Annotated in this window: 9 protein-coding genes and 1 pseudogene; 8 read left to right on the top strand and 2 right to left on the bottom strand. The window is 62.7% G+C overall.

Translation table 11 applies throughout. The features are described 5' to 3' along the window. Positions 1–13: 13 nt before the first annotated feature. Entirely contained in the window at positions 14–760 is a 747-nt protein-coding gene (locus FFS45_RS36295) for an SDR family oxidoreductase (RefSeq protein WP_137959456.1), read from the bottom strand. Positions 761–959: 199 nt separating this feature from the next. Between FFS45_RS36295 and FFS45_RS36290 the strand changes: the two genes are divergently transcribed. The 3 genes from FFS45_RS36290 (at position 960) to FFS45_RS36280 (ending at position 3266) form a co-directional block, all read left to right on the top strand. Next, positions 960–1889, top strand: coding sequence for a LysR substrate-binding domain-containing protein (locus FFS45_RS36290; RefSeq protein ID WP_137959455.1), 930 nt, complete (start codon positions 960–962; stop codon positions 1887–1889). Between the two features lie 176 nt (positions 1890–2065). After that, positions 2066–2857, top strand: a complete 792-nt coding sequence (locus FFS45_RS36285; RefSeq protein WP_137959454.1) for an SDR family oxidoreductase — start codon at positions 2066–2068, stop codon at positions 2855–2857. A gap of 85 nt (positions 2858–2942) precedes the next feature. Next, on the top strand, positions 2943–3266 hold the full coding sequence (locus FFS45_RS36280) for a single-stranded DNA-binding protein (RefSeq protein ID WP_137959453.1): 324 nt from the start codon (positions 2943–2945) through the stop codon (positions 3264–3266). A gap of 26 nt (positions 3267–3292) precedes the next feature. Here FFS45_RS36280 and FFS45_RS41975 read toward each other — a convergent pair whose 3' ends face one another. After that, positions 3293–3439, bottom strand: a complete 147-nt coding sequence (locus FFS45_RS41975) for a hypothetical protein (protein ID WP_171029852.1) — start codon at positions 3437–3439, stop codon at positions 3293–3295. 355 nt (positions 3440–3794) lie between these two features. On the opposite strand from FFS45_RS41975, the gene uvrA reads away from it, so the two are divergent. From uvrA to FFS45_RS36255, 5 genes and pseudogenes are all read left to right on the top strand, one after another. Then, the gene (gene uvrA / locus FFS45_RS36275) at positions 3795–9674 is read left to right on the top strand and encodes an excinuclease ABC subunit UvrA (protein ID WP_137959452.1); all 5880 of its coding nucleotides are present in this window, start codon (positions 3795–3797) and stop codon (positions 9672–9674) included. A gap of 506 nt (positions 9675–10180) precedes the next feature. Next, complete coding sequence (locus tag FFS45_RS36270) at positions 10181–10756, top strand: cupin domain-containing protein (RefSeq protein WP_137959451.1); 576 nt, start codon at positions 10181–10183, stop codon at positions 10754–10756. 379 nt (positions 10757–11135) lie between these two features. Continuing rightward, positions 11136–13835: a TonB-dependent receptor gene (locus FFS45_RS36265; RefSeq protein WP_137959450.1), complete on the top strand. Its 2700-nt coding sequence runs from the start codon at positions 11136–11138 to the stop codon at positions 13833–13835. A 463-nt stretch (positions 13836–14298) separates the two neighbouring features. Next, positions 14299–16122 carry an extracellular solute-binding protein gene (locus FFS45_RS36260; protein ID WP_249363075.1) on the top strand — a complete coding sequence of 608 codons (1824 nt, stop codon included), beginning with the start codon at positions 14299–14301 and terminating at the stop codon, positions 16120–16122. A gap of 8 nt (positions 16123–16130) precedes the next feature. After that, a pseudogene (locus tag FFS45_RS36255) lies at positions 16131–16287 on the top strand (microcin ABC transporter permease); the annotation flags it as partial.

The following is a 16287-nucleotide window of genomic DNA, read 5'->3' as shown; positions in this document are numbered from 1 at the left end:
AGGCGAGCGAGGCTCAGGCGACGCCGCCGTTGGCGCGCAGGATCTGACCGTTGACCCAGCCCGCATCGGGACCCGCGAGGAACGACACGACCGCGGCGATATCGTCCGGCTGGCCGAGGCGTTGCAGCGGCGGCATCTTCGCGAACGTCTGGATCTGCTCCTCGGTCTTGCCGTCGAGGAACAGCGAGGTGGCGATCGGCCCCGGCGCCACGGCGTTCACCGTGATGTTGCGGCCGCGCAGCTCCTTGGCGAACACATGCGTGAAGGCTTCGACGGCAGCCTTGGTCGCGTTGTAGACGGCGTAGCCGGGCATGTTCAGCGCGAGCGTCGTGCTCGAGAAGTTGACGATCCGGCCGCCGTCGTTCAGACGTGCCGCCGCTTCGCGCAGCGTGTTGAAGGTGCCGCGCAGATTGATGTTGATGGTCTGGTCGAACAGGGCGTCCGAGGTGTCCGCAAGCGGCACGGTTTTCAGCACGCCGGCGTTGTTCACGAGCACATCCACTTTGCCAAGCTGCTGCTCGATGGTTTCGAACATCCGGCGCACCTCGTCGGCTTTCGCGACGTCGGCTTGCACCGCGATCGCCCGGGTGCCTGCTGCCCGCAGCTCGGCGACCAGCGCGTCGGCTTCGCCGGAACTTGCGGCGTAATTGACAGCGACGGCGAAACCGTCCAGGGCGAGACGGCGGGCGACCGCTGCGCCGATGCCGCGCGAGGCGCCGGTGACGAGTGCGATCTGCTGCTGATGGTTGGCGTTGTTCATGATGCGTTTCCTCAGGTTGGGGATTCAGGGCTGACCCGCTTGCTGTGCCTGTGTGGCCGCTTGAACCACGTGAGTCGACTTCCTGATGCTGCCGGGCGGGTCCGTGAGACGAATCATGGATCATTCCGTTTGGAAGATAATCACCGAAGAATTGGTATCATAGTTCCATTGACTTTAATAATAGTCCGGAGCCCTGCTAATGGATCGTTTTGAGGAAATGCGGGTGTTCGTGCGCATCGCCGAGCGTCAGAGCTTTACCCAGGCGTCTGACGATCTGCAGATTCCACGCGCCACCGTCACCAATCTGCTCAAGCGCATGGAGCAGCGGCTCGGCACGCGGCTGCTCGAACGCACCACTCGCACGGTGCGGCTGACGCCCGACGGCGAGGCCTATTACCGCCGCTGCGTGCGCCTGATCGCGGATCTCGAAGAGGCGGAAGGATCGTTCCGCAATACCGCGCCGAAGGGCTTGCTGCGCGCGAACCTGCAGGGCACGCTGGCGCGCCATTTCGTGGTGCCGGCGCTACCGGCGTTTCTGGCGCAGTTTCCGGAGATCGAATTGCATCTGGGTGAGGATGACCGGCTGGTCGACCTCGTGCGCGAAGGCGTTGATTGCGTGCTGCGGGCGGGGAACCTGCAGGATTCGTCAATGGTGGGGCGGCAGGTTGCGCAGCTCGAACAGGTGACGGTGGCGAGCCCCGGGTATCTTGCCCTCTACGGCGAACCGGCCGAGCCGGCGGCGTTGGCGGCGCATCGCGCGGTCAACTACATTTCGAGTGCGACAGGCAAGGCGGTGCCGCTCGAATTCACTAGGGAAGGAAGTGTGGGCACGATGTATCTTGCCTCGGTGGTGTCGGTTGCGGGCACGGATCTGTACACGGGTGGAGCGCTGGCGGGACTCGGCATTGTGCAGGTGCCGCGCTACCGCATTGCGGGGGAACTAGCGGCGGGGCGCCTGAAGATCATTCTGCAGGACTACCCGCCGCCGCCCATGCCGGTGTCGGTGCTGTATCCGCAGAGCCGCCAGTTGTCGTCGCGGGTGCGGGTGTTTGCGCAGTGGCTGCGGGATATTTTCGAGGCGGCTTCAGGCGGCAGCGCCGTCGCTCCGGGCCGCGGCTCGCACGGATAACGCCTATTGCCTGATCGACCGCTTGTCATTATCAATCTTTGTTTGAAAGTCATTCAAATACCACGCCAATTATCAAATTGGTGGCCTGCAATCAGAATGCCAGCATCGCCGATGCCGACTGCAGCGGTCCGCTGCAGATTGGACGGCATTCATTTCATGGATAGAGAGGCAAGAACATGGATCTGCAACTGAAAGACAAGCTGGCGCTGGTCAGCGGCAGCACCGCCGGCATTGGCCTCGCCATTGCCACCGCACTGGCGCGGGAAGGCGCACGCGTGATCGTCAACGGCCGCAAGCAGGAAGCCGTGGATGCGGCCGTCGCGCAACTGAAGGCGAGCACCGGCGCCGACGTATTGGGCTTCGCCGGCGACCTGAGCAAAGCGGATGCGGCCGATGAACTCGCGCGGCGTTACCCTGGCGTCGAGATTCTCGTCAACAACCTCGGCATTTTCGAGCCCAAGCCGTTCGAAGAGATTCCGGACGAGGACTGGCTGCGCTTTTTCGATGTCAACGTGCTGAGCGGCGTGCGCCTTGCGCGCCTCTTCCTGCCGTCGATGAAGCGGGCCAACTGGGGGCGCATCATCTTCGTTTCGAGCGAGAGCGGCCTGCAGATTCCCACGGAAATGGTCCACTATGGTGTGACGAAGACCGCGCAGATCGCTGCGGCGCGCGGCATTGCCGAGTCCGTCGCGGGCACCGGCATCACCGTCAATAGCGTGCTGCCCGGGCCGACCCGGTCGCGCGGCGTGGGTGACTTCGTCGACAGTCTCGCCAAGGCCGGCGGCAAATCCGCCGCTCAGGTCGAGCAGGAGTTCTTCGAGCACGTGCGGCCGACTTCGCTGATCAAGCGCTTTGCCACGACCGAGGAGGTGGCTTCGCTGGTGGCGTATGTCGCGAGTCCGCTGGCATCGGCGACGACCGGCGCGGCCTTGCGTGTCGACGGCGGCGTGGTGAAGAGCGCGTTTTAAGGCGCCGCTCGGGTCCGCTCGTGGGATCATACGGCTCGCGAGGCGCTTACGCCTTGCGAGCCAAAGGGAAACAGGAGCGGATGAGATGATCGATGGACTGGTAGGCGGGCGGCTCTACGGGGAAGCCCAGATCCGCACTGGGCAGAACGGCAAGCGTTATGTGACGTGCAAGGTGTGCGCGACGACTGGCGAGGGCGACACGCTGTTCGTCAACGTGATCGCGTTCGACGATGAAGTGCAGGCCGGCCTGCTGGCGTTAAGCGACGCGGACAGCGTGGCCCTGAGCGGCGCGCTCACGCCGAAGGTGTGGACCGACAAGAACGGCCTCGTGAAACCGGCGCTCGATATGGTGGCGCACAGACTGCTGAGCGCGCACGATGCGCGGCGCAATCCGGCCGAGGCGTCCTGACCGCCGCTGCCCGGGGCGTGGACCGCCTAGTGACAGACGACCGCGCAGGTCAGCGCAGTCACGCCGGCCACTGCGCCGACCACGGCTCCGGTCGCAAATGTCTCGAGCGACGACGCGCAGCCCTGGAGATTGAGCAACCCCGCCAGCACCAGTATTTTTATCACGCGACTCATTGTGTGTATCCCCCGTGAGTACCGCGCGAATCGTAGCAAGTCCTTGTCTCGATTAGGCTTTCTGAAACTATCCGCGCCTTACGCTGTATTTTTTGGAGAGCGGGCGCGGCTTCGACGTGTCTCGTCGTTGCTTTGTAGTGACCTCGCATTTGCCTTGCACCTGGCCCAACGGGCTGCATCTACGCCGTCGATGGAAAACTGTATAAATATACAGTATAGTGTTTCCTTCAGATCCGCCCTGCGGCGATTGATCCGTATGGTCGGGTGCGGTGAATCCGCGGTAAATCCGCGGTAAATCTTTACGGTCGCAAAGCGGCCGTAAGATGTGGCCAACTCATTCAGACGGTCGGGCAAATTGTCATCTACAGGAAAAATCCGCATTCGCGGAGCGCGTCAACACAACCTCAAAAACCTCGATCTCGACCTGCATACCGGCGAGATGACGGTCGTCACCGGCCCGTCGGGCTCCGGCAAATCCAGCCTGGTGTTCGACACGCTGTACGCGGAAGGGCAGCGGCGCTACGTGGAAACGTTCAGCGCGTACGCGCGGCAGTTCCTCGACCGCATGGACCGGCCGCAGGTGGACCGCGTCGACGGCGTACCGCCGGCCATTGCGATCGACCAGACCAATCCGGTGCGCAGCTCGCGCTCCACGGTCGGCACGATGACCGAACTCAACGACCATCTGAAGCTGCTGTATGCGCGCGCCGCCGAGCTGTTCGACCGCAAGACGGCTCAGGCGGTGCGGCACGATTCGCCGGAGACCATCTACCTCGAATTCGCCGCGCGCACCGCGCAGGGCGATCCGCGGCTCGTCGTCACGTTTCCGGTGGAATTGCCCGAGTCCGCGACCGAAGAAGAGGTCGAACAGTGGCTGTCGGCGAGCGGTTACACGCGTGTCCAGGCGCAGCGCGAGGTGCAGTCGCCTACCGGGCCGCGCAAGCTGCTCGACGTGGTGGCCGACCGTTTCCGTCTGAGCGCGGTCGAGAAGGGGCGCGCGGTCGAGGCCATTGAGGCGTCGCTGAAACGCGGCGGCGGGCGTGTGAACGTCTACGTGCTGCCGCAAGCGCCGGAAGAGTCCGCCGAGCCGCAGATCTGGCGTTTCTCCACCGGCTTGCACAACCCGGACAGCGACCTGCGCTATGCGGACCCGCAACCGGCGCTGTTCTCGTTCAACTCGGCGTATGGCGCGTGCGAAACCTGCCGCGGCTTTGGCCGCGTGATTGGCGTCGACCTCGGCCTCGTGATTCCCGACGAGCGCAAGACCCTGCGCGGCGGGGCGATCAAGCCCATGCAAACGCCCGCGTGGAAGGAGTGCCAGGACGACCTGATGCGCTATGCGGCGAAGGCCGGCATTCCGCGCGATACGGCGTGGTCGGCGTTGACCCGGGAGCAGCGCGACTGGGTCATCAACGGCTCGCCGGACTGGGATGGCAAGTGGCAGAGCCACTGGTACGGCGTGAAGCGCTTCTTCGACTACCTCGAATCGAAAGCGTACAAGATGCACATTCGCGTGCTGCTGTCGAAGTACCGCAGCTACACGCCGTGCGAGGTGTGCGGCGGCGCGCGCCTGAAAACCGAAGCGCTGCTGTGGCGTCTTGGCACGAAGTCCAACGCGGACGCGGTGCTGAACCCGGCGCAGCGTTTCCTGCCGCGTGGCGTGGACTGGAACCGTGCGCAGCTCGAAGCGCTGCCGGGCCTGACCGTGCACGACCTGATGCTGCTGCCGGTCGAACGCATCCGGCGTTTCTTCGACGACCTCAGCCTGCCAAGCGCATTGCTCGACGACGCCTTGAAGCTGCTGCTTGCCGAAGTGCGCACGCGCCTTAAATATCTGTGCGACGTGGGCCTCGGCTATCTGACGCTGGACCGCCAGAGCCGCACGCTCTCGGGTGGCGAGGTGCAGCGGATCAACCTCACGACGGCGCTCGGCACCTCGCTCACCAAGACCCTGTTCGTACTCGACGAGCCGAGTATCGGCCTGCATCCTCGCGACCTGAACCGCATCGTCGAAGCCATGCATCGTCTGCGCGACGCGGGCAATACACTGGTGGTGGTCGAACACGATCCTTCGGTGATGCTCGCGGCGGACCGCCTGATCGACATGGGCCCAGGCCCCGGCGAGCGCGGCGGCACGATCATTTTCGACGGCGCGCCGGACGAGATCCGTGCATCGGGCACGCTGACCGGCGAATACCTCGGCGGCCATCGCCATGTGGCCGATGTGTCGCACTGGTCGAGCCGCCCGGTCAAAAAGGACACGCCGCGCATCGTGCTGGAAGGCGCAAGCCAGCACAACCTGCGGGACGTGACCGTCGAGATTCCGCTGCAACGCCTCGTGTGCGTCACGGGCGTCTCGGGGTCCGGCAAATCCACCTTGATACAGGACGTGCTGTACCCGGCGCTGGCGCGGCATCTCGGCGTCGCCACCGAAGCGCCGGGCGCGTACCGGCGCCTCGTGGGCGCCGAGCAGGTGAACGAGGTGGTGTTCGTCGACCAGTCGCCGATCGGCAAGACGGCGCGTTCAAATCCGGCAAGCTATGTGGGCGCGTTCGACGAGATCCGCAAACTGTTCGCCAAGGTGCCGCTCGCGCAACAGCGCGGCTACGGTCCGGGCATGTTCAGCTTCAACTCGGGCGACGGCCGCTGCCCGACCTGCGGCGGCTCGGGCTTCGAGCACATCGAGATGCAGTTCCTGAGCGACGTGTATCTGCGCTGCCCCGACTGCGACGGCCGCCGTTACCGCGCCGAACTGCTCGAAGTGAAGATCGAGCGCGGCACGCCGGCGCGGGCCCTGAGCATTGCCGACGTGCTTGAATTGACCGTGAGCGAAGCCACCGCGTATTTCGCCGGAGATGCGGAAGTGCTGCGCGTGCTCAAGCCGATTGTCGACGTGGGCCTCGAATACGTGAAACTCGGCCAGCCGGTGCCCACCTTGTCCGGTGGCGAAGCGCAGCGTCTCAAGCTGGCGGGCTTCCTCGCCGAAACGGCGCAGGCCGCCACGGCCCGCGCGGTGAAGCTGGCGCCCGCCTCGCGGCTCTTCATGTTCGACGAACCGACCACGGGCCTGCATTTCGACGACATCGCGAAACTGATGCAGGCGTTCGGCAAGCTGCTGGCGGGCGGTCATTCGCTGATCGTGATCGAGCACAATCTCGACGTGATCCGCGCGGCGGATTGGCTGATCGATCTCGGACCTGAAGGCGGCGACGGCGGCGGCCGGGTGCTGTGCGCGGGCACGCCGGAAACAGTCAAGGCCTGCGCGGAGTCGCACACGGGCCAGGCCCTGCTGCAGTACGACGAGGCGATGAGCGCCAGCGCGGCATCGGCCGCACAAGGCATGCCGCTGCAAAAGGCGCTCACGGCGGCGCGTGCCCGCCGTGCGGTGGAAGGCGAGGACGTGGTGCGCATCGTCAATGCGCGCGAGCACAACCTGAAGGCGCTTGATGTCGATATCCCGCACGGCAAGTTCAACGTCATCACGGGCGTGTCCGGTTCGGGCAAATCGACGCTCGCCTTTGACATCCTGTTCCATGAAGGGCAGCGCCGCTACCTCGAATCGTTGAACGCCTACGCGCGTTCAATCGTGCAGCCGGCCGGGCGCCCCGAAGTCGACGCGGTGTACGGCATTCCGCCGACCGTGGCAATCGAGCAGCGGCTCTCGCGCGGCGGCCGCAAAAGTACCGTGGCCACCACGTCCGAAGTCTGGCACTTCCTGCGCCTGCTATACGTCAAGCTCGGCTTGCAGCATTGCATCCACGACGGCACGCCGGTGAGCTCGCAAAGCGTCGAGTCGATCGCGGCGCAATTGCTGCGCGACCATAAGGGCGAGCACGTCGGTTTCCTCGCGCCGCTGGTGGTCAACCGCAAGGGCGTCTATACCGACCTCGCCAAGTGGGCGAAGGCGCGCGGCAATACCCATCTGCGGGTGGACGGCGAGTTCGTGCCGGTCGACCCGTGGCCCAAGCTCGACCGCTTCCGCGAGCACACTATCGAACTGCCGGTGGCGGATCTGGTGGTGTCGGCCGACAACGAGGCCGAGCTGCGCCGCCTGCTCGACGAGACGCTCGAAGTGGGCAAGGGCGTGATGCATCTGCTTGCGCCGCTCGACGGCTTGCAGGACGCGTTGACGAGCGGCCGCGCCACCGCGAAGTTCGGCACGCTCAAGGTGCTGTCCACCAAGCGCGCCTGTCCGGTGTGCGGCACGAGCTACCCGGAACTGGACCCGCGCATGTTCTCGTACAACAGCAAGCACGGCTGGTGTACCACGTGCGTCGGCACTGGTCTCGCGCTGACCCGCGAGCAGCGCGCCGCTTACGACGACACGGTGATCGCCGAAGACGGCCGTGGCCGCGAGCAGAGCTTGCCGTCCGAGGAGCAGGAGCCGGAAGGCGTGGTCGACGAACCATGTCCGGATTGCCACGGCACGCGCCTGAACCCGGCCGCCCGCGCGGTCACGTTCGACGCGCAGTCGATTGTCGACGTCGCGCAATGGACGGTGAGCGACACGCGCCGCTGGATAGACACGCTGGAACTCACCGGCCGCGACGCCGAGATCGCGCGTGACGTGGTGAGCGAGATCGGCAGCCGCCTGCAGTTCCTCGAAGAAGTCGGGCTTGGCTATCTGAGCCTCGACCGTGCGGCGCCGAGCCTGTCGGGCGGGGAGGCGCAACGCATCCGGCTGGCGGCGCAACTGGGCAGCAACCTGCAAGGGGTCTGCTACGTACTCGACGAACCGACTATCGGCCTGCATCCGCGCGACAACCAGATTCTGCTGAGCGCGCTGCGCAAGCTCGGCGAGAAGGGCAATACGCTGGTGGTTGTCGAGCATGACGAAGACACCATCCGGCGCGCCGACCACATCATCGACATTGGCCCGGGCGCAGGCAAGCGCGGCGGTACGCTGATCGCGCAGGGCAGCGTGGCCGACCTCTCGGCGCAAGCCGATTCGCTGACCGGGCAATTCCTCGCTAACCCGATCGTGCATCCGTTGCAGGCGCGCCGCACGGTCAAGCCGAAGACCAAAACCGCCGCGGCCGTGCCGGAGCAGTGGCTGACCGTGCATGGCGGCAAGCTGCACAACCTGCGTGACGTCACCGTGGGGCTGCCGCTGTCGCGCCTCGTTGCGGTGACGGGCGTGAGCGGCTCGGGCAAGTCCACGCTTGCACGCGACGTGCTGATGACGAACCTGCTGGATGCGGTGGGGCGCTCGGTGCTGTCGTCGCCGGCCACCCGCCGTGCCCGCAAGGCGGCGCAGGAAGAACCGGTGGCCAATCGCCGTTCGAGCGTGCTGGCCCGCAGCGCGCCGCGTGCGCAACTGAACGTCACGCACGACTGGCAAGGCTGCGACGCGATCACCGGGTGGGAAAGCATCGACCGCGTGCTCGAAGTCGACCAGACGCCGATCGGCAAGACGCCGCGTTCGTGCCCGGCTACTTATATTGGCGTGTGGGACGCTATCCGCAAGCTGTACGCGGGCACGCTCGAAGCCCGTGCGCGCGGTTATACGGCCTCGCGCTTCTCGTTCAATACAGGGGAGGGACGCTGCCCGGCATGCGAAGGCCAGGGCGTGCGCACCATCGGCATGAGCTTCCTGCCGGACGTCAAGGTGCCGTGCGACGTGTGCCACGGCCAGCGTTTCAACCCGGAGACGCTGGCGGTCACCTGGCGCGGCAAGAACATCGGCGACGTGCTGACCATGGAGATCGACGAGGCTGTCGAATTCTTCGCGCCCATCACCAATATCGCCCATCCGCTGCAACTGATGAAGGACGTGGGCCTTGGTTACCTGACGCTCGGCCAGCCGTCGCCGACGCTCTCGGGCGGCGAGGCGCAGCGCATCAAGCTCGTCACCGAACTGAGCAAGGTGCGCGACGACATCACGAGGCGCGGCCAGAAGCCGCCACACACGCTCTATGTACTCGACGAGCCGACCGTCGGGCTGCACATGGCGGATGTCGCGCGGCTGATTCGCGTGCTGCACCGGTTGGCGGACGGCGGCCACAGCGTGGTGGTCATCGAGCACGACCTCGACGTGATTGCCGAAGCCGACTGGATTATCGACCTCGGTCCGGAAGGGGGCGTGGGCGGCGGGTCGATTGTCGCGGCGACCGATCCCGAGGGACTTGTCCGGGTCCGCGAAAGCCACACCGGAGCTGCGCTTCGGTCCGTGCTCGAACGCGGGGAAAACATGCCGCTTGCATCCGTTCGGGCCGGCGAAGGCACCCACGGATGACGCCGCGGGGAGACCCCTGTCGCGAAATTGCGACGAGGGTTTTCCCCGCTTGCGGCTAGCGGGCCGCCCAGGCTCGAAATTCGATCTACACTGGGCTTTGTGTCGAGAGTTCACCTCGTAATTGGAGGAAATGCTCTAAACACTGTCTGTTCCCATCAAAAAAAGTTTGACGGACGATTTTGTCTTGATATCGTCTTTCCAGCAGGCGCATCAATGCGCTCGCGCCGGCCGGCGCAAACATCGCTGGCTGCGCGCATGCTGTTTTCTGACTTTCAACTCAACGATTCCAGGCTGGAAGGGAATGCGCTCGCACTTTAGTTGTGCATTCAACCTTCCCGGAGTCTGGATGAATTCGTCCGTCGCCCAGGTAACCGGCCTCACCCGGTTGTCACCCAGGGCGAGCGCCCACCCAATTTTTCAACCGATTTGGCGCCTGACGTCGCGCTTTCAATGAAACTAAATTTGCTTAGATCAAACAAATTTTGACTACTGGATTCTGTCTTGCTATGGTTCCGCCACTTGATAAGAAGGCATCAGCCGCACTCGCGATAGGCAGCAAGATTCGCGCGTTGCGACAGCGGCTAAATCGCACGCTCGATGAAACGGCGAAAGCGGCAGGCATCTCGAAACCGTTCCTGTCGCAAGTGGAACGCGGGCAGGCAACGCCGTCGATCACGTCGCTAGTTGGTATCGCGCAGGCGCTGGGTGTCACGGTGCAGTACTTCGTCGATACGCCGACTGAAGCCAAGTCGGTGTGCCGCGGCGACGAGCTGAAGTTTTTTGGGTTTGCCGATTCGGCCAACCTGTTTGGCAGGCTGACGAACCTGTCGGTGGACCGCAAGCTGGAAGCGATTCTGGTGAGGATGCCAGCGGGCCAGCAACCGTCGGAAGTGACGACGCACGCAGGGGAAGAGTTTTTGTACGTGATGAGCGGCCAGATTGCTCTCACTCTGGAAGGTACGACCTTCGTGTTGCAAGCCGGTGACACCGCGCATTACGAGTCAACGGTCCCGCATGCATGGGCCAACACAGCAGGCGAAGAAACCGTGCTTGTCTGGGTAGGGACGCCGAGGTTGTTTTAGTCGCAGGACATCGTGTTTGAGATGGCGCAGTCTGAATACATTTATAAGTAGTCCTACAGGTTAACCCTTGGTTTTGAGCAGGCAATGCCAATCGGCTAATAAACGGTTCGGTCAAACCAGTTTTATTAGCGGATTGAAATGTATTCGAAAGCAAATCGAATTAATATGTGATGTGTTAGTAGTCCGAAATTAAATAAGCTGGGGTGCCCCGTCTATCTCGCTGCACTGGTCTAGACGTTGTTCAGTTCGTGAAGTTGTAGGGCTGCGGGGCAACTTTGGCGGAATGTGGCGCGGCGTCGCTGCAAATCGAGTAGAGAGGTCGGTGGGACCTCTCATCGCACAACAAGTGTGGCCTTACTGACGAGTGAGAAGGGGAAAAATGAAACAACGGGCATTGGCGCTGGCCATCAGAAGAATAATCTGGGCCGAACTAGCACTGACCACCGCATTCGCCGTTCCGGCGTTTGCACAAAGCCAGCCGGCTACGGCGGGGGCGCCGGCGGCAGCGGCTTCGGGTACGGCAGCAGCTGCCGCTCCGGCAGCGGCTTCAGGCACGGCAGCAGCGACAAACGACAAGAACGTCAAGCAGTTGAAGACGTTTCAGGTGACGGGGTCGCTGATCCGCCAGGCGGACAAGACTGGCTTCAATCAGGTTCAGGTTATCTCGAACAAGGATATCCAGAGCTCGGGTCAGCAGAGCGTCGCCGATTATATGCGCAACATCTCTGCCAATTCGGCCAACAGTTGGGGTGAAGCCAATGCCGACAGCTTTGCGGCAGGCGGCTCCGGTATCGCACTGCGCGGCCTGAGCGAAAAGTACACGCTGGTGCTTGTCGACGGCCAACGGGCCGCACCGTTTGCCTTCGCCGTCAACGGTACCGACCAGTTCTTCGACCTGAATACGCTGCCGCTGAGCGCGATTGATCGCATCGAAGTCGTCAAGACGGGTGCGGTGTCGCAGTACGGCTCGGACGCTATCGCCGGTGTCGTGAACATCATCACGAAGCATGATTTCCAGGGCCTGCAACTCGACGGCAGCTACGGCGGCGCCACGCAAGGCGGCTCCGGTACGACCAAATTCAGCGTTCTCGGCGGCTTCGGCAATCTGGCGTCCGACGGCTACAACATCACGGCCACGGCCAGCGTCTACAAAGACAACGGCTTTACGCTCGCAGATCGCGATACGACCGAGAATCAGGACTTTACGGGCCGCGCATATGGCGGCAATGTGCAGACGCCGACGTATTTCCTTAACCCGAACACGGGTGTTGCGACGGTACCGGGGAATTGCAACGGCACGGTCGCCCCTTACACCGGTAGCCTGACGGCGCTACAAACTGGCGCGGTGACTGGCGGCAATGTGTGCCTGAAGAACACCGCCGAAGACTATTCGCTCGGACCGATGACCGAACGTTACAACGTCAAGGTTCACGGCGATTTCAAGATCAACGACCAGACGACGGCGTACGCCGATCTGTGGGAAAGCAACAATAAGACGACGACGAGCGACGGTCCTGTACCCATCGGCAACTCGCTCCAGTACAACGCGGCCACTCAGACAATCAGTCCGTACTCGGCGATTGTGCCGGCGAACAATCCGTACAACACGACGGGCGCCGCTCAGGAACTGTTTGGTTACCTTCCGTCCACGTACAATTCTGTGACGAACTCGAATTTCTGGCGCGCGGCAATGGGGGTGAAGGGCACCTTCTCGGTCGGCAAGGAAGATTGGGATTGGAATACAGCGTACACGCATTCGATGAGCACGGTAAGCAACACGCTCAACGGTGTGGTCAACGTGAATGGCCTGAACAACGCGCTGAATAACGGCACGTATAACTTCGTCAATCAGACCGCTGCGCCGGGTGTCCTGAACAGCATTCTGCAGTCGGCCGACAACCTCGGTATTTCGAAGCTCGACGCGCTGGACGCAACCCTGTCGACGCCGAACCTGTTCCATCTTCCGACCGGAGACGTCGGCTTTGGTCTGGGTGCGCAGTTCCTGCATGAAAGCGAGCTGATCGAAGAAGGCGCGGCCTATACGAGCGGCGCAGTGCTGGCGCCGAACCTTCAGGAAGTGAACGGCGAGCGCAATGTTGCCGCCGTGTATTACCAGGTCGACATTCCGCTGATCAACAAGATGCTGACGTTCAGCCAGTCGGGCCGTTATGACCACTACAGCGACTTCGGCGGTGCGTTCTCGCCGCGTTTCGCCCTGCGGTTCCAGCCGGTTCAGCAGTTGACCACGTACGCTTCGTACACGCGTGGATTCCGCGCACCGGAGTTCCTCGAGAACACGAACTCGTCGAACCTTGGCCTCCAGCCGGATGGTCCTGGCGGTCTTCCGGAAAACACGATCACCAGGGGCAATCCGGAACTGCAGCCGGAGCGCACGAAGAACTACAACATCGGCTTCGAACTGTCGCCGACCCGTACGACTGACGTAGGCTTTGACTGGTACAAGATCCACGTAGATAAGGCTATCGGCACGCAGCAAGATCCGTCGGCCACTGTCTACAATGCGGACGGCTCAATTGCGTACGAAGTCAACACGTACGAAAACCTGGGCTCGTTCGATACGGATGGTTTCGAAGCGACGTTTGCGCAGTCGCTGCCGACCAGCATCGGTACGTTCAAGTTGTCCGCCGACTGGGCCTATGTGTGGCACTTCAAGATCAACGGCCTCGGTGGCGCGACTTCGGTTGACGGCGCAGGTAATGACCTGACGTACGCTCAGCCGTTCGGCGGTTCGTTCCCGCGCTGGAGGGGCAATACAGATCTGTCGTGGGCGTTCCACCAGTGGACCGCAGATGTGGCATGGGAGTACACGGGCCCTTACTCGAATGCATTGGGTCTGAACTACTCCACGTCATCGTTTAGCCAGTTCAACTTGAACGTTGCATATACGGGCTTCAAGCACTGGACGATCTACGGTGGCATTAACAACATCTTCAACAAGGCGCCTCCGTACGATCCGGAATGGCTGAATGCCAATACCGCAACGCTGACCGGTTACGACGAATCGCTGTACACGTACCTCGGCCGCTTTGCCCAGATCGGTGCAACCTATAAGTTCTAACAAGTTGTAAGCCTGTTGACGACTGTCGCTCCGGCTCTTGTGCCGCCGGAGCGACTTTTTTGTAAGTAGCACACTGTGTTGGGTAAGTAGCACACTGTGAACTTCTCCGTACGTCGCCGCGGCCGGCATGCAGCACCGCCGGACCCGGCCAGCGCGAGAGGAACGCAGGCAATGTTGTCGGCGGCGCGGTCTGCGGTTCTGGACCCGTCGCGCGACACTAACCCGTAACCCAAGGCGCCATGCGACGCCTTAAGTGACCGGGGCGATGGCAACTGGCATCGTTCAGGTCGATCCGACGAACCGCGTGACGGCCATAAGCTGGCGCGCGACCCTACGCATACTGATGATGAGACTTGTGAAGTTTCGGTTGCCGCGCGCTACATGGACGATCTCTTGCGCATCGGCGACACGGCAAGCCGCCGCGCGCGTCGCGCCGGCGCTGGCTGCCGCGCTGCTTGGCGCCATGAGCCTGGGCGTCACGCCGGCTCACGCCGCCTCCGCGATCGCTCAATACGATCAGCCCAAATATCCCGCCAATTTCACGCATTTCGACTATGCGGACCCTGACGCGCCCAACACGGGCACGCTGAACTTCGAGAATTACAACGAACTTCAGAGTTACGACTCGCTCAATCCGTTTCTGGTCCGTGGCGCGGCCGCGCCGGACATTCAGAACCTGATGTTCGACACGCTCATGCAACGCAGCTGGGACGAACTCGCTTCCGAGTACGCACTCATCGCAGACGATGTTGAAGTGGCGCCGGACCTGACCTCCGCGACGTTCCACATCAATCCGGCAGCGCGTTTTTCGAACGGCGACCCGATCACCGCTGCGGACGTGAAGTATTCTCTGGATACGCTGAAAAGCCCTCAGGCCTCACCGCTGTTTAACGCACAGTTTGCGGTGATCAAGAAGGCGACGGTTGTCGACAACCTCACTATCCGCTTTGAGTTCGTCCGTCCCGAGCGCGATGCGCCCCTGATTGCCGGCGACATTCCGGTGTTTTCGCCGAAATGGGGGATGACGCCTGATGGCAAACGCCCGGCATTCGACCAGATATCCAACGTGGCGCCGATCGCGAGCGGCGCGTATCTGATCGAGCAGCGCAAGAACGACAAGGACATCGACTATGTCCGCAATCCGAACTACTGGGCTGCGAATCTGCCTTCGCGCCGCGGCATGTTCCGCTTCGACCATATCCGCTTCAAGCTCTACCTCGACCAGTACACCATGCTGGAAGCGTTCAAGGCTGGCGATGCGGATGTGCACGTCGAGTACAGCGCGACCCAGTGGGCGCGCAAATACGTCGGCAAGAACTTCAGGAACGGCATGCTGAAGCAGGGTGTCTTTCCTGACGGCCCGGCGCAGATGCAAGGCTTCCTGATCAATCTGCGCAAGCCGATGTTCAAGGATGTGCGTGTACGTCATGCGTTGAGTCTGGCGTTCGACTACGACTGGATGAACCGGATGATGTTCTACGGCCAGTATCGCCGGGAGCAAAGCTATTTCGACGCGAGCCCCTTCGCTGCGAAGGGCATGCCGAGCCAGAAGGAGCTTGCCTTGCTCGAGCCGCTGCGCGACAGCGTGCCGCCGGAAGTATTCGGTCCCATGCTGAAGCAGCCCACGACGCTGGCGCCGGACTCGCTGCGCGGCAATCTGCGCGAGGCGCGCGATCTGCTCGCGCAGGCCGGCTGGCACTACCGCGACGGCGCGCTGCGCGATGACAACGGCAATCCAATGACCATCGAGATCATCGATGATCAACCTGGCATGGACCGCCTGATTCTCCCGTACATGCAGGCGCTCGGCATGCTCGGCATCCAGGCCCATATGCGCGAAATCGACAGTGCGCTGTATCAGAAGCGGCTCGACAATTTCGAGTACGACATGACCACCTACATCTACAACCCGGTGACGATTCCGGGTGCGGAACTGGAGCGCCGTTTCGGCAGCAAGGCCGCGACGGAGGTAGGTTCGGAGAACTACCCGGGCGTTCAGTCGAAGGCCGTCGACGCGCTGATCCATGACGTCCTCGCCGCCACGACGATCTCGGACCTCGAAGCGGCAACCCGCGCGCTCGATCGCGTGCTGGTCAACTCGTACTACCTGGTGCCGCAGTATTTTGCGCCGGACGCGCGAATCGGTTACAAGGCCACGCTGGGATTCCCGACGATCGTGCCGAATTCGTACCAATACGAAGATTGGGTGATCGACTACTGGTACAAGAAGCCGCCGGCCGCGCTTAGCGCAGCCGCGCCGGCTTCTTCACCGACCGCAGCAAACTGAGGTTCGCCATGCTTGCATACATTCTTAGACGTCTGTTGTTGATGGTGCCGACCTTGATCGGCGTCGTGACCCTTACCTTTGTCGTCACGCAGTTCGTGCCGGGTGGGCCGGTCGAACAGGTGATGACGCAACTCCGCCACGGCAAAAGCCGTGGCGGAGTTGCGT

The sequence above is a fragment of the Burkholderia sp. 4M9327F10 genome (assembly GCF_005503145.1).
GTDB lineage: Bacteria > Pseudomonadota > Gammaproteobacteria > Burkholderiales > Burkholderiaceae > Paraburkholderia.
The sequence above is the reverse complement of the archived record's forward strand: the minus strand, read 5'-3'. Positions and strand labels throughout refer to the sequence as shown.

Bases quoted from the DNA above. Each gene is read 5' to 3' on its own strand.
- FFS45_RS36295 (WP_137959456.1), bottom strand. From the start codon at position 760: ATGAACAACGCCAACCATCAGCAGCAGATCGCACTCGTCACCGGCGCC.
- FFS45_RS36290 (WP_137959455.1), top strand. From the start codon at position 960: ATGGATCGTTTTGAGGAAATGCGGGTGTTCGTGCGCATCGCCGAGCGT.
- FFS45_RS36285 (WP_137959454.1), top strand. From the start codon at position 2,066: ATGGATCTGCAACTGAAAGACAAGCTGGCGCTGGTCAGCGGCAGCACC.
- FFS45_RS36280 (WP_137959453.1), top strand. From the start codon at position 2,943: ATGATCGATGGACTGGTAGGCGGGCGGCTCTACGGGGAAGCCCAGATC.
- FFS45_RS41975 (WP_171029852.1), bottom strand. From the start codon at position 3,439: ATGAGTCGCGTGATAAAAATACTGGTGCTGGCGGGGTTGCTCAATCTC.
- FFS45_RS36270 (WP_137959451.1), top strand. From the start codon at position 10,181: ATGGTTCCGCCACTTGATAAGAAGGCATCAGCCGCACTCGCGATAGGC.
- FFS45_RS36265 (WP_137959450.1), top strand. From the start codon at position 11,136: ATGAAACAACGGGCATTGGCGCTGGCCATCAGAAGAATAATCTGGGCC.
- FFS45_RS36260 (WP_249363075.1), top strand. From the start codon at position 14,299: ATGAGCCTGGGCGTCACGCCGGCTCACGCCGCCTCCGCGATCGCTCAA.